Source organism: Corynebacterium falsenii, assembly GCF_020099275.1.
Taxonomy (GTDB): Bacteria; Actinomycetota; Actinomycetes; order Mycobacteriales; family Mycobacteriaceae; genus Corynebacterium; species Corynebacterium falsenii.
Genome location: NZ_CP083646.1, coordinates 1,604,876 through 1,624,368 on the forward strand (window position 1 = coordinate 1,604,876; position 19,493 = coordinate 1,624,368).

Below are 19,493 nucleotides of genomic sequence, written 5' to 3' on the forward strand. Positions count from 1 at the left end.
GTGTCTCTCCCCGCGGCTAGACGTGGTGGAGGTCGATGTCCTTGGTCTCCGTCATGCGGAAAATCGCGATGAGCGTGATGCCCGTGACAACCGCCAGGTAGAGGCCCACGCTGCCCACACCGTAGGCGTTGACCAGTGCGGTTGCAATGAACGGCGCTACCGCAGCACCCAGGATGGAGCTGACGTTGTAGGCGATGCCGGAGCCCGTGTAGCGCACGTTGGTGGGGAACATCTCCGGCAGTACGGCGGACATGGGACCGAAGATGAGTCCCATGAGGAACATGCCAATCGCCAGCCACACCGTCACGGTAGCGATGGTTGCGCTACCCTGCGTGAGGAACACCGCGAAGGTTGCAGCGAAGACGAGCATGAGCACCGAGACGATCCCCAGGAAGCGCTTGCGGCCAATCTGGTCTGCCCAGCGCCCCGCCAGCGGCACTGCCGCGGCGAAGAATAAGATGGTGACTAGCTGCATCTTCAGGAAGGTCACGTAGGGGATACCCAGGCCGGCGGACTTGGCCGGGTTGGCAATGCCGTAGGAAAGTACCCACGTGGTGACCAGGTAGAACAGCGTGTAGGTGGACAGCATCACCGCGGTGCCCAGGATCATCGGGCGCCACGCGGTCTTGAAAACCTCGCCGAGGGGAGAATCGGCCTTCTTGCCGCTTTCCACCGCGGCCTTGAACACGGGGGTCTCCTCCAGCTTGAAGCGTACGTAGAGGCCCACGATCACCATGACTGCGGACAGAAGGAAGGGAATACGCCAACCCCATTCCATGAAGGCTCCATCGCGCTGGCCGTTCTCGTGACCCATGAACAGCACGAGGATCAGGAACAATCCGTTGGCCAGGATGAAGCCGAACGGCGCGCCCAACTGAGGCCACATGGCGGCCCGGGCGCGGGCGCCCGGCTCCGCATTTTCCGTGGCCAGTAGGGCAGCGCCGGACCACTCGCCACCCAGTCCCAAGCCCTGACAGAAGCGCATCAGCGCCAGCAGTGCCGGGGCGGCAATGCCGATGGAGGCGTAGGTGGGCAGCAAGCCAATGATGAACGTGGCGATACCCATGGTCAGCAGGGAGGCAACCAACGTCACCTTGCGCCCGGCGCGGTCGCCGAAGTGGCCGAACACCACGGACCCCAAGGGGCGGGCCACGAAGGCCAGACCGAAGGTGGCGAAGGAGGCCAACAGGCTCACCGTTGGGTTTTCGTTCTTGGGGAAGAACAGGAACGGGAACACCGCGACCGCGGCGGTGGCGTAGGCGTAGAAGTCGTAGAACTCAATCGTGGTACCCACGGTGGAGGCGATGATGATTCGTCGCCGAGTCTTCTTGTCGACTAGTCGCTTTCCTCCAGCGACAGGCTGGCCTCCGGGGGAGGTGCTGGTGGGGGTGGCCGAAGTCATCGGTCTTCCTCCATCTCTCGTAGAAACATCAGGGGTGGACGGCAATCCGTGGCATCCAAAGCAGCCATGGAATGTTGTCTTGAATCGTTGCGCGCGGAAGTGTCCTCCCGTGCGTCGTTTCCAATAATGAGAAATGTATCTCACCTAGTGGGAAATAGACAAAACAACTGGCTGGTGGCGTCGAGAAAAGAACAGCAAAACCCCTACCCAACTACACCCGGCCATTTAGCATGGGTTGCAAAAGGAAATGATTTTATAGAAAGCGGTGGGACGGATCGTGGAAAATGGTGGCGCGGGACACGTCATAATTGTCGGCGCGGGGCTCGCGGGGTTGGTCGCGGCGTACGAGGCGACGCGGGGCGGGGTGCGCGTAACCATCCTCGATCAGGAAAATCGCAACAATCTCGGCGGTCAGGCGTTCTGGTCGCTGGGCGGGTTGTTCTATGTCGACAGTCCGGAGCAGAAGCTCATGGGAGTGGAGGATTCCGAAGAACTCGCCTGGCGCGATTGGAAGAACTCTGCGGACTACGACGACGCCCCACACGATTACTGGCCCAGGCGGTGGGGGCGGGAATACGTCCGCTTCGCCGCACACGAAAAGCGCGACTACCTGCGCCAACTTGGTCTTCGAGTGTTGCCGACCGTGGGATGGGCAGAGCGCGGCAGCGGGGATGCGAGTGGCCACGGCAACTCCGTGCCGCGGTTTCACCTGACGTGGGGGACCGGCCCGGAGGTCGTGCGCGTGTTCGCCGAGCAGGTGGCGCGCGCTGAGAAGGAGGGGCTGGTGGATTACCGCTTCCGCCACCGGGTCGATGAGCTCATCGTTGAGGAGCAGAGTGGCGAGCAAGGCGGCGAGCAGCGCGTGGTCGGCGTGCGCGGCAGCATCCTCGAACCCACCGACGCCGAACGCGGCGTGGCCAGCACTCGCACCGTGGTGGACCAGTTCGAGCTGCGCGCCGACGCGGTCGTGGTGACGTCCGGCGGCATTGGCGGCAACCTGGACCTCGTGCGGAAATCCTGGCCCGTCGAATCGTGGGGTGAGCCGCCGGCGGACATGGTCACCGGCGTGCCCGCGCACGTGGATGGCCGCATGATCGGGATTAGCAACGCGGCCGGTGCGAACCTGGTGAACACCGACCGGATGTGGCATTACACCGAGGGCATGAAGAACTGGGATCCCATCTGGCCAGGCCACGGCATCCGAATTATCCCGGGGCCGTCGTCGCTGTGGCTCGACGCCGACGGGCGCCGCCTTCCCACGCACCTCATCCCCGGCGGCGACACCATCGCCACGCTGAAACACATCGGTGCCACCGGGCACGGCTACAGCTGGTTCGTGCTCAACAAGACCATCGTGGACAAGGAATTCATCTTCTCCGGTTCCGAGCAAAACCCGGACCTGACCAGCCGCAAAGTCAAGGATTTGTTGACGAAGATCGGGCCGGGAACCCATCCGGCGGTCAAGGCGTTTATGGATCACGGCGAGGACTGGGTGATCGCCGACGACTTGGGCACGCTCGTCGAGGGGATGAACCGCCTGGCAGCGGAACAGGCTGAGCCTCACGTCATTGACGTCGCCGCCCTCCGGGCGATCATCGACGACCGCGACTCCCAGATTGATAATAAATTCAGCAAGGATGCGCAGGTGAACTACATTCGCACGGCCCGCAATTACCTGGGAGACAAGATCGTGCGCTGCGCCCCACCGCACAAGATCCTGGACCCCTCCCACGGCCCGCTCATCGCCGTTCGGCTGCGTATCCTCACCCGCAAAACCCTCGGTGGCATCGAGACCGACCTCTCCGGGCGCTGCCAGACGTCAGCCGGAAAACCGCTGGTAGGCCTCTACGCCGCGGGCGAGGTCGCAGGCTTCGGTGGCGGTGGCATGCACGGCAAGAACGCGCTCGAGGGCACGTTCCTTGGCGGCTGCATCCACTCCGGCAAACGTGTGGGCGAGGCGCTCGCCGCAGAGTTCGGAAATCACTAAAACAACCTTTGTACACAAAATGATCACCTACACTCTGCTCCACACGCTTGATGAATGATTCTCGTGCTCGCCGGTTTGGTTGGTTCGGGGATAGTTTTCTTCGTGCGACGCCCACACGCGTGAGCGACCGGAAATTCCCTGGGTGCTCGCGCGTGACTATCTTGAACAAGGAGGAACACCCGTGTCCAACGATGCCCACTCGACGAGCACAACTAGCACCACTGCCCACGAGATTGCTCACAACTGGCTAGAGAAATTCTCTGCAGCTTTCGATGTCGCCAGCGGTGACGACGCTGCGGAAGCACTGGGCAGCCTATTTCTGGATGACTGCTATTGGAGGGATCTCACCGCTTTTTCCTGGAACCTCACCACCGCAGAGGGATTGCCTGCAGTTCGCGACATGATATCCGCGACCTGGCCCGCGTCTCGTCTTTCCAACTTCAACCTCACGAGCAGCGACGATGAGGGTGAAGGAGTCGTTCGGGTGCATTTCACCTGCGATAGCCAGGATTTCCACTGCCACGGAATTGCCCGCCTCAAGAACGGCCAGACGTGGACAGTCCTCACCTCTGCCCGAGAACTCATCGAGTACCCAGAAAAGAAGGGCCGCAAGCGCATCATGGGTGCCCAGCATGGGCCAGAACAAAGCAAGAAGAACTGGGCTGACAGGAGGCGTGAGCGTCAGGAGAACCTGGGCTACTCCGATCAGCCATACGTAGTCATCATTGGCGGAGGCCAAGGAGGCATTGCACTCGGCGCACGGCTGAAGCGATTGGGTGTACCTACTCTCATCGTCGAGAAGTCCAACCGACCAGGAGATCAGTGGCGAGGCCGCTATCACTCGTTGTGTCTGCATGATCCAGTGTGGTACGACCACCTGCCGTATCTGCCGTTCCCCGATGATTGGCCGGTTTTCACCCCCAAGGACAAGATGGGGGATTGGCTGGAACACTACGTGGGAATCATGGATCTGGATTACTGGACTAACACCGAGTGCGAGCAGGCGACGTATGACGACGCATCGGAAACGTGGACCGTTAGTGTGAATCGCGAGGGGGAGGAAGTCACTCTGCATCCACACCATCTGGTCTTTGCGACGGGAATGTCTGGTGTACCCAACAAGCCACACATCCCGGGTGAAGAGAAGTTTGCGGGAGAGATTCGGCACTCATCTGAGCATCCAGGTGGCGAGGGCGACGCAGGAAAGAACGTCATTGTTCTAGGCGCAAACAACTCTGCTCACGACATTTGCGCAGATCTGTACAACAACGGAGCGCATCCGGTGATGGTCCAACGATCGTCAACTCACATCGTGAAGTCTGACTCGCTTATGCGAGAAGTCTTTGGACCCCTGTACTCCGAAGATGCTGTGGAGGCGGGTCTGTCCACTGACGATGCTGACCTCCTGTTTGCCTCGTGGCCCTACAAGGAATTGCCGAATCCGCAGCGCCAGATCTTCGACAAGATCCGCGAGGACGATAGCGACTTTTATCAACAACTGGAGGATGCGGGCTTCCTCATTGACTTCGGTGATGACGATTCCGGCCTGTTCATGAAGTATCTCCGGCGTGGATCTGGTTATTACATCGACGTCGGCGCGTCACAACTCGTTGCCGAGGGGAAGATCCCAGTGCATTCACGGGTCAGCATCGATCATCTCACGGAAGATTCCGTCGTTCTCACGGACGGCACTGAGCTTCCCGCGGATGTTGTGGTGCTGGCAACGGGGTTCGGATCCATGAACGGGTGGGTGGCGCAAATCGTCGATCAGGATACGGCAGACAAGGTCGGAAAGTGCTGGGGTCTCGGCTCCGAGACCGCCAAGGATCCCGGACCGTGGGAAGGCGAGCTACGCAACATGTGGAAACCAACTCAAGTGCCACACCTATGGTTCCATGGCGGAAACCTGCACCAATCCAGGCACTACTCCAGGTATCTGTCGTTGCAGCTCAAGGCCAGGTACGAGGGTATGGATACACCGGTCTACAAGCTAGCACCGGTGTACCACGCCAGCTAGCCCATCATTTTTCCGAGCACCGACGCCACCAGGCGGCGCGGCATCCGCTGAGACACGCTGGTGAGCACCTTGTTCTGCAGACCGGTCACCACGGACGGTGGCGGAGTCTTGCGGTCCAGCGTATCGAGACCGATGGAAACGACCTCGGCGGATTCCATCCGCTTGAGACCGCCGTCCGCCTTGTCGCTGCCGGCCACGGTGAAGAACTCCGTTTCCGTGGGGCCGGGGCAGATCGCCAAGAAGCGCACGCCCTTATCCTTACGCTCGGACCACAACCCCTCGGTGAAGGAGAGGACGAAGGCCTTGGACGCGCCATAAACGACCATTCCTGGGGAGGGCTGGAAACCGGCGATGGACGAGATGTTGATGATGAACCCGCTGCCGCGCTCCTCGAACTTCGGCAGGAAGGTGTGAGTGAGCTCCACAAGGGCGCCGATGTTGACGGCGATTTCGCTACGCAGACGATCCGTGGGGATCTCGGTAAAAGGCTTGTAATTGGCGAAGCCGGCGTTGTTGATCAGCGAGGTCACCGTGACCTGCCGCTGAGACAGCTCCCACGCGATTTCACCCGCGATGCCGGGCTTGGAGAGGTCCTTGGCGATGACCGTGACGGTCACGCCGTGGCGGTCGCGTACGTCCTTGGCGACCTTTTCGAGACGGTCCTGTCGGCGTGCGACGAGCACAAGGTCGGCGCCCTTGGCGGCTAGCTGGTGGGCAAATTCCACGCCCAACCCGGAGCTGGCTCCGGTAATCATCACGGTTTCTGACGCGTAGTCCACAGAAGTCATACTTATAGTTGTACAGGCGATTTCTCGAGCGTGCAGACGCGACCGCACGCAACTCTAGGGCGGAGGTGCAGGGTTTGCCGAGCCCCATCCAGCAACCACCAAAGAGCTGGTCAAAAGATTTGGTGTTTTCATACGCAAAACAACGATAGGGGATAACAATGTGACCCATGACATACTTCAAGAAGGATGACGAATCGCTCCGCGCCCCGAAAGGTGGGCGGTTTGACACTCCCCATCACACGTCTCGACAGTCGGGGAGGCGCGGGGTGGCGTCGAGAACAATGGCAGCGGCCGTGGTGGGCGCAACGACGGCAGCGATGCTGGGACTCGTGCCCGTCGCAGCCGCGCAGAGCAGCATGGGATCCAGCAGCATGGGCTCCAGCAACCACACCCCGCCCGTGGCCGCGAGGCAGCAGGATCCGTTCTACGACACGTCGACGGTGAGCCCGCAGCGACCAGGCGAAGTGCTGCGCACACAGGTGGCGCCCTACACGCGCGTGTTCGGAACCCTGGACTACAACCTGCCGAGCACCGCCACCAAGATCATGTACACCACAACAAACCAGGCAGGCCAGCTCACACCGGTGACGGGCTACGTGGTGGAGCCGGTCGCACCGTGGCTGGGGCCAGGGGAGAGGCCCACTATCGTCATCGGGCGTGGCACGGTGGGGCAGGGCGATCAGTGCGCGCCGTCACGGAACTGGCCGCTCGATGGGCAGCCCGACCCGATCAGCGCGAAGCGTCTGGTCAACCTCGAGGGCTTGTACGACTGGGTCTACGCCAACCAAGGTGTGCGCGTGGTCGTGACGGATTACGTGGGTATGGGAACGCCGGGCGTGCACACCTATATGAACCGCCTCGACCAAGCACATGCCATGATCGACGCCGCGCGCGCCGCACGGGAGCTCGTGACGGGCCCGAATGCCGCAGAGGGTGCGCAGTCGCCGCGAGGAAAACAAGGGTTCGGCAAGGTGGCGTTCTACGGGCACTCGCAGGGCGGCGGGGCCTCGGCTGCAGCACTCGAGGAAGTGGCAGGTTATGCGCCAGATCTCACGGTCGCGGCCGGGTACGCGTCCGCGCCACCGGCGGATCTCGACGCGGTGCAGCGCAACATCGACGGCTCGGATTTGGTGGGCGCGATCGGGTTTACGATCAACGGATTGCTGGAGCGCTACCCGCACCTGCGCCCGCTATTGGACCAGCACCTCTCCGCGAAGGGGCAGGACACGCTGCAGCGCCTGTCCGGCATGTGCACAGGCGAGATCACGGACGAGTTCGGCTATCAGCGCACGAATCAGTGGACGAAGTCCGGGGAGTCCCTCGACGAGTTGCTGAAGACCATGCCGGAAGCGCAGGCCGCCATGGCCGACCAGTACATCGGTAATGGGAAACCAGCGGCACCGGTGATGATCGTCTCCGGCCGCTACGACCAGAACGTGGAGTACAAGCAAGGCCGCGACCTCGCACAGCACTGGCGGGATCACGGTGGGGATGTGACCTATCGCGATGACATCCTGCCGCCGATCGGGGAGTACAACCACTTTGCCCAAGCGGTCTCCGGCGGGGCTTTTGGTATGCCGTTCATTATGAGCAAGTTCTGGCAGGCGGGGTAGGAGGGTCGTGGCGCGGCAGAGGCTTGTGTAGGGGGAGGTGTACAAGGCGAAATCGGTGGAATCGGTGGAATCAGCGAAATCGGTGGAATAAACGCTGCAGTTTTCGCGCTGCACTTAAGTATGAGCGAAAAAACAGCATCGACGGACAACGACACCAACCCTGCCGCCCACGCCGCTGGAGCCGCACAGTCCACCACCATGGACGTTGACGTGCTCGTCATCGGCTTCGGCAAGGCCGGCAAGACCATCGCCATGACCCGCGCCGCAGCCGGGAACAAGGTGGCTCTCGTGGAACAGTCGCGAGCCATGTACGGCGGCACGTGCATCAACATCGCCTGCGTGCCCACCAAGACCCTGCTGACGGATGCCCACCACTTCGCCGAGACCCCCGAGGCCGATGCCGATGACGCGTTCTCGTCCGCGCAGCAGCGCCGCAATGGGCTGACCGCGAAGATGAATCGCGCCAACTATGACCTCGCGAACGGCAAGGGTGTGGCTATCATCGACGGGCACGCCGCATTCACCGGCGCTCATTCCGTGCGGGTCACGGGAGGGGAGGAGACCCTCGAGATCACGGCAGAGACTATCGTGATCAACACTGGTGCCACGCCGGTGGTTCCGCCGATCGAGGGTGCGGATGGCTCCCGCGTGGTGGATTCCACGGCCGTGCAGACGCTGCCGGAGCGCCCATCGTCGCTGGCCATCGTGGGTGGCGGCCCCATCGGCCTGGAGTTTGCCACCATGTTTGCCCAGTTCGGCACCGACGTGACCGTGCTGGATCGCTCCACGGAGTTTCTCAGCGTGGCCGATCGCGATATCGCCGAGGAGGTGGGCCGCGACCTGGCTGACCTCGGCGTCACTATCATCTCCGGCGCTGCTGTGTCGTCTCTTTCCTCGGGCGACGACGCCGCTACGGTCACCTACACCGTAGGGGAGTCGGGCGGTGACCAGAGCCTGTCTGTCGATTACGTGCTGCTCGCAACGGGTCGCAAGCCCGCCATCGAGGGGCTCAACCTCGAGGCGGCTGGCGTTGACGTCAGCGATCGCGGGGCGATCGTGGTGGACGAGCACCTGCGCACGTCGGTCGATGGAGTCTATGCCGCCGGTGATGTCAACGGTGGGCCGCAGTTCACCTACATTTCCTTCGACGACCACCGGGTGATTCTGTCCGACCGGTGGGGCGACGGTAGCCGCACCACGAGCGGGCGCATTTTCCCCACGACGACCTTCCTAGAGCCGCCACTGGCACAGATCGGCATGGGGGAGGATGAAGCCCGCAAGGACGCTGAGTCCCGAGGACACACCTTGGATGTGAAGGTAAAGAAGGTGGCAGACATTCCCGTGATGCCGCGGCCGAAGATCGTGGGACAGCCCCAGGGCATGGCAAAGTTCCTCGTTGATCGCGAGGATGATCGCATTATGGGTGCCACGCTGTATTGCGTGGATTCCCAGGAGCTGATCAACACGGTGGCGGTTGCTATGAACAATGGTGTGTCGGCATCAGCTCTGGGTGGCGGGATCTACACGCACCCCAGCAGTTCCGAGGTTTTCAACGCTCTGCTGGGATAGGTGGCACAATGGTGTAAGCCACGTCTCATAGGTTCAACGAATGTGTCGTATGAGCCTAGGAGACCCCACCAACACACAAGGAGTGTTTCTTATGCCGAAGTTCCGGATCATCAACGCCGATAAGGACGTTGTCCAGGAGGCCGAGTTTGAGTCCAACGAGAAGGCCTACGACTGGTTCAAGGAGCAGTCCGACGCCGCCGATGATTCTCTGGGCTACGGCCTGGAGGTCAACTACGACGGTGAGTGGGAATTCCTCGATCAGACCGATGGCGGGACGAACACCTCGGGCTCTGACAACTAAGTTCGCTTGGCGTCACTGTGTCCCATCAGTGAGAGAGTGGCCACGAGCCGGGGTAGGAAAGATTCCTGCTCGGGCAGTGGCCCATCTTCTTAAAGTGTCATAATGTATATTATCGGTAAAACGGGAACATGAGATTATGGGTCTGACCAGTGTTCTTCCGTGTACTATCCCAAATTATGAACGCCACCGCCACGCCCTCCGACCGAACTGCCAGCTCAGTGACTGCCGTTGAGCACGATCTGCCATCCGCCCGCATTCTGTCGGTCAATGTCGCGCTGCCGCAGTCGGATCCGGGCGGCGCCGACCGGCTCACCGGGATCGACAAGCGCCCGCAGGATTTCATCGACGTCTTCGCGCCTGGACCGCACTACGGCGACGGTTCCGGGGTCCACGGCGACTTTGTTGGCGACACCAAGCACCACGGCGGCGCCGACAAAGCCGTCTATGCCTTCGCTCGCGAAGAGCTCGACTTCTGGCAGTCAGAACTCGGCCGGCCCGTTGCCTCCGGCGCTTTCGGTGACAACCTCACCACCACAGGCATCGACTGGGCTACGGTCGTCATCGGTCAGCGCGTCAGCGTCGGCACCGCGGAACTTGAGGTGTCAGTTCCGCGCCAGCCCTGCCGCACCTTCGGTGCATGGCTCGAGCAACGCGGTTGGATGAAGGCGTTCACTCACCGAGCAAACCCCGGAAGTTACCTTCGTGTCATCGCATCCGGGCGGATTCGTCCCGGCGATGCCGTGGAGTTCGGTCTTGCGCCGGACCACGGCGTCACGATGCGCGATGCCTTCCTCGCCAAGATGGGCGACAATGATCTCGCGCTTCGCGTACTCGAGGCTGCGTGTTTGCCCGAGCATCACCTCGAACAGCTGAGAAAACGGCTCTCCTAGGTAAAAACTGGGCGCGTTCCCGTGATGGAAATCTACCCTATATTTTGTCACTGTGACGAATATAGTGCGATCTGCTTGCTGTACTTGTGCTCTTCCTCGAATCTGTACTCAGTAATCCGCGGCGCCCAGATCGACCTTGCGCAACGTTTGAGCGTTGAGCGCAACAATCACCGTGGATGCAGACATCAACAGCGCGCCCACGCTCATCGGCATGACGAACCCGATTGGGGCCAGCACACCGGCCGCCAACGGCACCGAGATGAGGTTATATCCCGCTGCCCACCACAGATTCTGCTTCATCTTCCGGTAGGTCGCCCGCGACAACGTCCGCACCGCCAACACGCCGCGCGGATCATCGGACGCCAAGATGACACCCGCTGAGCCGATTGCGACATCCGTGCCGGCACCAATCGCCACGCCCACATCGGCCTGCGCCAGCGCCGGCGCATCATTGACACCATCGCCAACCATGGCCACCGTCTTGCCCTCATGCTGGAGCTTCTCGACCTGGCTGGCCTTATCCTCCGGGCGCACGCCCGCAAACACACGGTCAATGTTCAGCTCGTCAGCGACCTTGTGGGCGACGGCCTCAGCATCGCCCGTGATCATGACGACCTCGGTACCGGACGCATGCAAATCCTCGATGGCCTTACGCGATTCCGGTCGGACTTCGTCGCCCAGCTTGATGGCTCCCACGACCTCGCCATCAGATAGTACGTGCAGCACAATGGCGCCGTCCTTGCTCCACTGATCTGTTGCCTCCACGGCGGAACGCCCGTGGCTGTCCAAAAGCGCTGGTCCGCCCACCTCGACCGTATGGGCGTCGATGGTCGCAGAAACCCCAACAGCCGGCTGAGAACTGTGATCGGAGGCATCTGGAATGGTAACATTCCTGTCCTGAGCTGCGGAAACGATGGCTTTCGCGAGCGGGTGCTCACTCTCCATTTCCGCGGCAGCGGCCCACGCCAGCACGGTGTCTGCGGACTGCTCGCCCACTGCCTCGACGTCGAGAACCTGCGGCTGACCTGCGGTGAGTGTGCCGGTCTTGTCGAACAGTACGGCATTGACCTTGCGCATGGTTTCGAGCGCGAGGCGATCCTTGATGAGGATGCCGTGACGGGCGGCGCGCTCCGTGGCGATGGACACGACCAGCGGGATAGCAAGACCCAAGGCGTGCGGGCACGCGATGACGAGCACAGTGATGGTGCGGACGACCGCGCTATCCGGCCGACCGATCGCAAACCACACGATGGCTGTGAGAATGGCCGCGCCGAGTGCGTACCAGAACAACCATGCCGCCGCGCGATCGGCCAGGCGCTGCGTGCGCGAGGATGACTCCTGTGCATCCTCCACGAGCTTGTTGATGCCTGCCAGCGTGGTATCGTCGCCGACCGCAGTGATGCGCACGCGGATGCTGGAGTCCGTCGAGATGGTGCCAGCGACCACGTGGTCACCTGCGGATTTACTGACCGTGGTCGATTCACCCGTGACCATCGACTCATCCATGCTGGACGAACCGTCGATGATGTCGCCATCGGCCGGTACGGAACCGCCGGGGCGAACGAGAACTTCATCATCAACCTGAAGGTCAGCGGGAGCAACCTTTTCTATCTCGCCGTCGACGACACGCTCAGCCTCATCGGGAAGCAGGGCGGCGAGCGAGTCCAACGCGGAGCTGGTCTGGGCAAGCGAGCGCATCTCAATCCAGTGCCCCAGCAGCATGATGACGATGAGTAGCGCCAGCTCCCACCAGAAGTCCAGATCGCCCGAGATGATGGACAACGTGGAAAGCCAAGACGAGGCGAAGGCGACGGTGATCGCCAGAGCGATAAGCAGCATCATGCCCGGCTGCCGGTTCTTGATCTCCTCTACCCCACCGCTGAGGAACGGCCTCCCGCCCCAGAAGTACATTAGGGTGCCGAGGATCGGCGAGACCCACGTGATGATTGGGTTATCTGGAAGTGAATAGCCGATCAGCTGGGCAAACATCGCGCTGCAGGCCACAACGGGAATGGCGATGACGGTCATGATCCAGAACAAGCGGCGGAAGTGCGCCACGTGCCCGGCATGGCCACCGTGGCCACCGTGATCACCGTGTCCGCCGTGGCTGGCGTGTTCGCTGTGGATTGCGTCGTGGTGATCAGCGTGATCGTGGTGATCGTGATGATCGCTGGCTGAATGTTCGTCGTGGGATTGCAATGCTCTGTCCCCCAGCTTCTTCCCTATTGTCAGTGGTTAGGTTCACCAACCACCGTATACCCCCATGGGGTATGTTGCAAGGATGTGTCAGCAACCGAGCGCGCACCTACCCTGCGCTACTCGGCCGCATCGCTGCACTGCTACCCTGTCGCGGCAGCGATTTGATCAGCCATGATGATCCCAGCGACCGTGAAGTAAATGATCAAACCAGTAGCATCGACCAGCGTGGACACCACAGGCGTGGAGAAGACCGCCGGGTCCACGCCAAGTTTCCGCGCGGCCAACGGCAGCACGCCACCCACCACACAGGCCCAACCACAAATGAACACCACAGTGATCGAAATCGTGATGGCAACCTGCGGGTCATACATGATCGTGATGATCGGGAACAAGATTGCGCCCAGGAATAGCCCGAGCATCAACCCCACGCGAACCTCACGCCAAATGACGCGCAGCACGTCTCTCGGTCTCACCTCGGCAACGGCGAGCGCGCGGACCACGGAACTTGCTGCCTGGGAGCCCGCGTTACCGCCGGCACCAATGACCATCGGCACGAACACACTCAGCACCACCACGGCTTCCAGAGTGGACTCGAACACCTCCATGACGTTGATCGTCAAAAACGCCGCCAAGATCAGCACGATGAGCCACACGCCACGCTTCTTGGCCAATGTCAGCACCGTCGCCGAGAGGTACGGCTCGTTCAATGGCTCGGAACCACCGGAACGGAACGCATCCTCGGTCGCCTCGGCTTCGAGGACCTCCATCGCATCGTCAACGGTGATGATGCCCAGGAGGCGGTTTTCATCGTCGACGACAGGAAGCGCCAGCAAGTCGGCTTCCTGCATGAGGCGAGCGGCGATTTCCTGGTCCACATGAGCCGTCACCTGGTGGTTCTCCGGCTCCAGGATCTCCTTGATCGGAGTTCCGTCTGGTGCCTCGATAAGATCCGCCAAGCGAACCATTCCAATGAGGCGTCGAGAACGATCAGTCACAGGCAGTACGGCGATGGGGCTTCGCTCCAAACTCTTGAGGTTTGGATCGGCGCGACGCTGTTGCAGCTTCTTCATCGCCTCTTCCCTGGTCACCTCCGGATCCAGCACGGTGGCCATGGGGATCATGAGGCGTCCGGCGGAATCCTGGGGATATCCCAGCAGGGACGCGACTTCCTGATACTCGCTCTTGGGCAGCCCCTGCAACAACCGGGTGGCTACCTTGGCGGGCATCTCATCGAGCAAGCGCGCCTGGTCATCGGCCTCCAGGCCGGCGAACAACTCCGACACGTGATCCTTGCGCAGCGCCTGGAGGAGCTCGGCCTGGTGCGGCGGATCGAGGTACTCGAACACGCCGAGCGCGCGATCCTTCGGAAGCAAGCGGAATGCGATCGCTTGTTCCTCGGAATCCAGCCAGCCGAACTCCTCGGCCGTATCCACCGGGCCTAGGTCGGACAGCACAGCGCGTGCGCCCTCGAAGTCCTCGTCGCGAATGAGATCCCGCAGTTGCGCAGTGCGTGCTGCCATCTAGTCACCGTCCTTTGCAGTCACCCACAGCTGCCACACGGTGGCGGCGAAGAACGCCACACCCACTGCCGCGAAGATATAGGACACGGTGGTTGCCTGCCAGAGCATAATGCCGATAAAGACGACGAGGACAACTAAGCGCATGATGCGCATGAGTTTGACCAGTTCAGGTGACACGGTGTGAGACCTCGTTTCTGTAGGTGGGCGGGCACTTGTAGGCACTTGTAGGTGCTTGTGGGTGCTTGGGGGCCTTCTCAACCGCAGCAGCCAGGTTTATTGCTGGTCGAGTACCAAAAGCAGATCGATAGTACCCCGTTGGGCGATTGAGGAGGCGACAAATTGCGGAGTTTTAATACCGAAGTCGTCCCTATTGAAGGGGATATTGCCCGCCACGATGACGTGCGGGCCGGTGCGCAGGATCTTCAGATCAGCGGTGACCTGCTTCGTCGTGCCCATGAGCGTGAGCTTGCCGGTGACCTTCTTCGTTACAGTGGTGCCGTTATCTGGAAGATCCGCCACGTCGACGGGCTTTGTCAGCGTGAACGTGGCATACGGGAACTCATCGGTGTGCAGGATGTGGTTGCGGACGTTGATGTCTCGCTTCTCCACGTCCGAGGAGATGGAGGCAACATCGACCTTCACCCCGCCCTCCTTGAGCACGTCGTTGGCCACCACGAACTCACCCGTGATGTTGTCGCGCTCCATGTTGTCGGTGCGCCCGGACGTGGTCTTACTGCCCGCAGGAAGCTTCTCATCGAACGTGTACCCCGCCTGCGAATGGTTGGCGCCAGCCCCCTTGACCACATGCCAGGTGCCGTTCATCCCTACCGACGCCGGCTCCCCGCCCGCAGTGATATCTGCCGTTTGCAGTCCGCGGTCGTTGAAGAAGTTCATGACCAGTGGGCCGATGCCCATGAGCGCCAAAACGACGATGGCGACTGCACCCAGTGTGATGATTGCCTTACGCATACCCTCTACCCTATCCGCGCCTTAGCCTTGGTGATAATCCATAGACTACGCCGCCCCAGCTCGAGCCCCACACTTGGTGGAAACCCTGCAACTGTCCCGCATCTGTCTTGCATCTGTGGGGTGCGTTCTAGCGTTGTCCTCTGATCTGTTCGATGCGCCGGGCTATATCCACCAGCTCCTCGGCCAACTCCTCGATGCTGTGATAATCCTCCCGATCTCGCGCTGCCGTCTGGACATCCTCGGCGGCGCACCGCAGTTCGAACAGCTCATCGTGCAGTTGCTCCGCCAGCTCGGGCCGCAGGATCAGCGCATCTGCTGGAATGCCGGTGCCCTGAACCTGGTGCCGCTGCTCGTAAGAGCGTTGCCGACAGGACTGCGAGCAGAACTTCCGCTTCCTCCCCCGCGTGTTAGCCTCCATCGTCTTTCCGCACCACGCGCAGTGCAACACGGACCCCCGCGAGCGCCGGGGCGATGTGTCAGGTGAAGGCTCGGCAACATCGGAGCCCGGGCTAGTCCCTGGAGTGGTGGCTCGATCAGTGGCTCGATTAGTACCTGGATCAGCGGCGGATTCGGTGGTCACGGGAACAAAGTCTACTGCCCAACCGTTGTAGGTAACAGAAGCGGCAGAAGCAACAGCTGGGTCTGGGCACTCGTGCCAGTCGTGAGGCACCTGACACGAACCAACGGGCACCAGCTACTATTGCAAGGGTCCACAGATACTAAGGAGTGAGGTAAAGATGGCTGATCGAGTTCTCCGCGGAAGTCGGATGGGTGCGGTCTCGTACGAGACGGACCGCGACCACGACCTAGCCCCCCGCCGCATGGTGAAGTACCAGACGGAAAACGGAGAGGTCTTCGAAGTTCCCTTTGCCGACGACGCCGAAATTCCGCAAGAGTGGATGTGCAAGAACGGCATGCCGGGCACCCTGATGGAGGGTGAAGGCCAGGAGTCTAAGCCCGCCAAGCCCCCGCGCACCCACTGGGATATGCTGCGTGAGCGCCGCAGCCTCGAAGAGCTCGACGAGCTCCTCGAGGAGCGCATCGAGCTGCTCCGCAAGCGCCGCCGCAACGCAGTCAAGCTCATGAAGGAGCAGGAAGCCGCGCAGCAGAAGTCCTAAGACTTCCCAACAGGCTGCAGCGTTCCGCCACAACAAAACCCTCGCGCCGATGACCCCAATGACAGGGTCATCGGCGCGAGGGTTTTCTTAGCTCCAGCGCCCTCGAACTCTTAGCGCTCCAGCATGGCGCCCAGGGTGCCCGAGCCGATGCGGTAGAACTCGCTGAAAAGGTTCTTCGCCTGGGTCAGCCGGTACTCCACGCCCCACTTGGTGACCTGCATCATGGCCTCGCCAACGATGTTGCCGCTCATCTTGGAATCACCGATCTCACGCTCGGTGAAGGTGATCGGAACCTCGCGCACGTCGAAGCCCTCCTGCACTGCACGCCATGCCAGATCGACCTGGAAGACGTAGCCTGCGGAATCCACAGCGTCGAGGTCAATGGCCTCCAGCACCTCGCGGCGGTACGCGCGGTAACCACCGGTGATGTCCGACAGACCAGCACCCAGCGCCACGGAAGCGTACAGGTTGCCACCGCGGGACAGCAGCTGGCGGGAGGCCGGCCAGTTCACGGTCTTGCCGCCCTGCACGTAACGCGAGCCGATGACCAGCTCAGCGCCCTTGTCGATGCGGTCCAGCAGCAGGTGGAGCTGCTCGGGAGCGTGGGAACCATCGGCATCCATCTCGCAGAGAACCTGGTAGTCACGCTCCAGGCCCCAGCGGAAACCGGCGATGTACGCGCCGCCGAGACCACCCTTGCCCTGGCGGTGCAGCACGTGGATCTTGTCGTTATCGGCTGCGAGCTTGTCGGCGATGTCACCGGTGCCGTCCGGGCTGGCATCGTCCACTACCAGCACGTTCACGCGCTCGGGCTCGGCCTCGAGCAGACGCTTAATAATGAGCGGCAGGTTTTCCTTTTCGTTGTACGTCGGGATGATAACCAGCGTGGAGTCACTGAGCTTCGCCATGGTGCGATGTCAACCTTTCCTTCGTTTCTACTAGTGCACGTTTCTACTAGTGCAGCGTGGATCTCTTACTTCGTGCGCGACGTTCGCCGCGCCTGCTGGGGCGAGGGCCGCTTCCTCAGGAACCACGCGATAATCACACCGGCGAGTCCTACAGCGCTGACCACCCATTCCAGCCACGGTCCGATCCGGGCAGACAGTGTCATTGTATCCCGTAATGGGACATTGGCTTGGAGCACGTCCGGAGTGAAGATGCGCGATTGCTCCACGACCTGTCCGTCTGGCATCACAATTGCGGACACACCCGAGGTCGCCGCGACCACAACCGCCCGGTCATACTCGATGGCTCGCATGCGCGACATCGCCAGCTGCTGGTATGTCATATCCGTAAAGCCGAACGTGGCGTTGTTTGTGGGGCTCGTGAGCACCTGAGCCCCGGACCGCACGGCTTGCCGGAATGCTCCATCGAAGCTGACCTCATAACACGTCGCCACACCCACTGCCACGGGCGGTTTGCCGGTGTGGGGTGTCATTGTCACGACGCCGTTACCCTCCCCCGGCTGGAAGTTTCCTGCTCGGTCAACATAGGGGCTGACGTGGCGAAGGAGGTCCCGCAGCGGCATGTACTCGCCGAAGGGCTGCAGGAACTTCTTGTTGTGGCGTTCCTGCGGGCCGTTGTCCCACACGACCATCGTGTTGTGCTCGGGCGTGATGGTGCCCACAAGAATGGGCGCATTGATGTTGCCTTGCACCTGGCTGATGAGCTGGGAAGCATCCTCATTGACAAACGGGTTGATATCCGACGCATTCTCCGGCCAGATGACGAGATCCGGTTGGGGCGCCTCCCCTGCCTTGACGGCCTGGGCGAGCTTGTCCGTCTCGTGGACGTGGTTGTCCAGCACAGCCCTGCGTTGCTCATTGAAGTCCAAGCCCATGCGAGGCACGTTTCCCTGGACTGCGGCGACGTTGATGATGGTGGCGTCGGATTGAGACGATGGAGACGACGCAGACGATGGAGCGGTGACGGTGGCGACAACCAAGGCCGCGGCCACCACCGCGAGAACCGGCAGGCTGGCGGCCCAGGCGCGCCGGGTCGCGACGGCGAGAGCCAGGCCGGTGACGACCACGGCGAACGTCACGAGGGACGGGCCACCCCAACGGATCAGCTCGGCGTATGGGCCGCCGACCTGGCTCCACGTGATGCGACCCCACGGGAACCCGCCGAACGGCCACGATGAGCGTAGGTATTCCACGGCGACGAACCAGAATGGGATCGCGACCTGGAGGAAGCGTCGGCGCAACAGGTAGCGCAGGCCGAGCCCGAACAGGATGCTATACAGCGACTGGGCCACGGCTAGGCCGATCCATGCGATGGGGCCGACGAACTCGCCGACCCACGGCAAAAGGAAGCCGTAGAGGCTGAGTCCTTGGACCCATGCCAATAGCACCGCGTTGTGAGACCGGACGACGGCGAAGAACAAGCCGAAAGCCAACGGCGCTGCCCACCACAATCCGGTGGGCTGGTAGGCGGCAAACAGCATGAGGCCGCTGAACGCGGCTGCAAGGATGCTGAGGAGGTTGGCGGGGGTGAAGAAGTGGCGCAGTCTCTGCCCGAAGGAGAGTGTCGTGGGCATTACTCGGAGATTCCCTTGGGCTTATCTTGGTTGTTGGAATCCCGGCTGCTGGAATCTTGGCTGCCTGAATCCTTGGGGCGGAACTCGTCCGTGCGGTGATCGATGACCTGACCCCAGCCGGGGATATTCCGGCTTTCGGGGGCTCCGAACCGGGAGACCGTGGTGAACGTGGTGCCACCGAAGTTCTCCAGGGTGCGTCGGGCAGCGCTGCCCAGCATCTTGCGGGTCAGTGAGCGGGTCGGCGGCAGGAGCAGGAGAATTCCCAGCACGGAGGTGACCACGCCCGGCAGTGCCACGAGGACCGCACCCACGGCGGACAGGGCGGCGTCTGCGGTGAGCTGGCCGGGGTGATCGGGCTGGTTCACGGCACGCACGGCGAGAGCACGCATCTGCCAGGTGGCGACGAACAGACCAATGACGAACAGACCCAGCACGATGAGCAGAGCCCAACCCCAGCCGAGGGAAACGCCGAGGAGAATGAAAGCGGCAATTTCTACGATGAGATAGGCCGCGCCGATGACTGGCATGGTGGTTCCTTCCGTTGCATACGGTGCGTGACAAAGGTGCGCGATAAGGGGGTG

At 61.8% G+C, this 19,493-nt stretch carries 18 protein-coding genes; 8 read left to right on the plus strand and 10 right to left on the minus strand.

The features are described 5' to 3' along the window. Positions 1 to 16: 16 nt before the first annotated feature. On the minus strand, positions 17 to 1,402 hold the full coding sequence (locus LA343_RS07080; RefSeq protein WP_025402643.1) for an MFS transporter: 1,386 nt from the start codon (positions 1,400 to 1,402) through the stop codon (positions 17 to 19). Between the two features lie 277 nt (positions 1,403 to 1,679). Between LA343_RS07080 and LA343_RS07085 the strand changes: the two genes are divergently transcribed. Next, complete coding sequence (locus LA343_RS07085; RefSeq protein WP_039911354.1) at positions 1,680 to 3,389, plus strand: FAD-binding dehydrogenase; 1,710 nt, start codon at positions 1,680 to 1,682, stop codon at positions 3,387 to 3,389. A gap of 181 nt (positions 3,390 to 3,570) precedes the next feature. After that, entirely contained in the window at positions 3,571 to 5,406 is a 1,836-nt protein-coding gene (locus tag LA343_RS07090; RefSeq protein ID WP_052337542.1) for an NAD(P)/FAD-dependent oxidoreductase, read from the plus strand. Here the strand turns inward: LA343_RS07090 and LA343_RS07095 are convergent. After that, positions 5,403 to 6,194, minus strand: a complete 792-nt coding sequence (locus LA343_RS07095) for an SDR family NAD(P)-dependent oxidoreductase (protein WP_039910909.1) — start codon at positions 6,192 to 6,194, stop codon at positions 5,403 to 5,405. The genes LA343_RS07090 and LA343_RS07095 overlap by 4 nt on opposite strands. A 167-nt stretch (positions 6,195 to 6,361) precedes the next feature. On the opposite strand from LA343_RS07095, the gene LA343_RS07100 reads away from it, so the two are divergent. The 4 genes from LA343_RS07100 (at position 6,362) to LA343_RS07115 (ending at position 10,567) form a co-directional block, all read left to right on the plus strand. Continuing rightward, the gene (locus LA343_RS07100; protein WP_224209144.1) at positions 6,362 to 7,807 is read left to right on the plus strand and encodes a lipase family protein; all 1,446 of its coding nucleotides are present in this window, start codon (positions 6,362 to 6,364) and stop codon (positions 7,805 to 7,807) included. Positions 7,808 to 8,005: 198 nt separating this feature from the next. Next, positions 8,006 to 9,376 (plus strand): dihydrolipoyl dehydrogenase family protein, encoded by a 1,371-nt coding sequence (locus LA343_RS07105; RefSeq protein WP_025403885.1) that lies wholly within the window; start codon positions 8,006 to 8,008, stop codon positions 9,374 to 9,376. A gap of 91 nt (positions 9,377 to 9,467) precedes the next feature. Next, complete coding sequence (locus LA343_RS07110) at positions 9,468 to 9,677, plus strand: hypothetical protein (RefSeq protein WP_025402645.1); 210 nt, start codon at positions 9,468 to 9,470, stop codon at positions 9,675 to 9,677. A gap of 176 nt (positions 9,678 to 9,853) precedes the next feature. After that, complete coding sequence (locus LA343_RS07115) at positions 9,854 to 10,567, plus strand: MOSC domain-containing protein (protein ID WP_081737307.1); 714 nt, start codon at positions 9,854 to 9,856, stop codon at positions 10,565 to 10,567. A gap of 108 nt (positions 10,568 to 10,675) precedes the next feature. Here LA343_RS07115 and LA343_RS07120 read toward each other — a convergent pair whose 3' ends face one another. Beyond that, positions 10,676 to 12,625 carry a heavy metal translocating P-type ATPase gene (locus LA343_RS07120; protein WP_025402647.1) on the minus strand — a complete coding sequence of 650 codons (1,950 nt, stop codon included), beginning with the start codon at positions 12,623 to 12,625 and terminating at the stop codon, positions 10,676 to 10,678. Between LA343_RS07120 and LA343_RS11855 the strand changes: the two genes are divergently transcribed. Further along, on the plus strand, positions 12,617 to 12,745 hold the full coding sequence (locus LA343_RS11855) for a hypothetical protein (protein ID WP_374957143.1): 129 nt from the start codon (positions 12,617 to 12,619) through the stop codon (positions 12,743 to 12,745). The two genes, LA343_RS07120 and LA343_RS11855, sit on opposite strands and share 9 nt — an antisense overlap. A gap of 161 nt (positions 12,746 to 12,906) precedes the next feature. Here LA343_RS11855 and mgtE read toward each other — a convergent pair whose 3' ends face one another. The 4 genes from mgtE to LA343_RS11775 form a co-directional block, all read right to left on the minus strand. Further along, entirely contained in the window at positions 12,907 to 14,286 is a 1,380-nt protein-coding gene (gene mgtE, locus LA343_RS07125; protein WP_025402648.1) for a magnesium transporter, read from the minus strand. Continuing rightward, positions 14,287 to 14,463, minus strand: a complete 177-nt coding sequence (locus LA343_RS07130) for a hypothetical protein (protein ID WP_182840924.1) — start codon at positions 14,461 to 14,463, stop codon at positions 14,287 to 14,289. Between the two features lie 96 nt (positions 14,464 to 14,559). Next, entirely contained in the window at positions 14,560 to 15,255 is a 696-nt protein-coding gene (locus LA343_RS07135; RefSeq protein WP_025402649.1) for a YceI family protein, read from the minus strand. A 127-nt stretch (positions 15,256 to 15,382) separates the two neighbouring features. After that, the gene (locus LA343_RS11775; RefSeq protein WP_317986376.1) at positions 15,383 to 15,835 is read right to left on the minus strand and encodes a hypothetical protein; all 453 of its coding nucleotides are present in this window, start codon (positions 15,833 to 15,835) and stop codon (positions 15,383 to 15,385) included. Positions 15,836 to 15,992: 157 nt separating this feature from the next. On the opposite strand from LA343_RS11775, the gene LA343_RS07145 reads away from it, so the two are divergent. Next, positions 15,993 to 16,373, plus strand: a complete 381-nt coding sequence (locus tag LA343_RS07145; RefSeq protein ID WP_025402651.1) for an RNA polymerase-binding protein RbpA — start codon at positions 15,993 to 15,995, stop codon at positions 16,371 to 16,373. Between the two features lie 110 nt (positions 16,374 to 16,483). Here the strand turns inward: LA343_RS07145 and LA343_RS07150 are convergent, their stop codons facing one another. From LA343_RS07150 to LA343_RS07160, 3 genes are all read right to left on the minus strand, one after another. Then, positions 16,484 to 17,281 carry a polyprenol monophosphomannose synthase gene (locus LA343_RS07150; protein ID WP_025402652.1) on the minus strand — a complete coding sequence of 266 codons (798 nt, stop codon included), beginning with the start codon at positions 17,279 to 17,281 and terminating at the stop codon, positions 16,484 to 16,486. A 65-nt stretch (positions 17,282 to 17,346) separates the two neighbouring features. Further along, positions 17,347 to 18,912 (minus strand): apolipoprotein N-acyltransferase, encoded by a 1,566-nt coding sequence (gene lnt, locus LA343_RS07155; RefSeq protein ID WP_025402653.1) that lies wholly within the window; start codon positions 18,910 to 18,912, stop codon positions 17,347 to 17,349. Beyond that, positions 18,912 to 19,439 (minus strand): FxsA family protein, encoded by a 528-nt coding sequence (locus LA343_RS07160; protein ID WP_025402654.1) that lies wholly within the window; start codon positions 19,437 to 19,439, stop codon positions 18,912 to 18,914. Before LA343_RS07160 ends, lnt begins: the two co-directional genes overlap by 1 nt. Positions 19,440 to 19,493 lie beyond the last annotated feature (54 nt).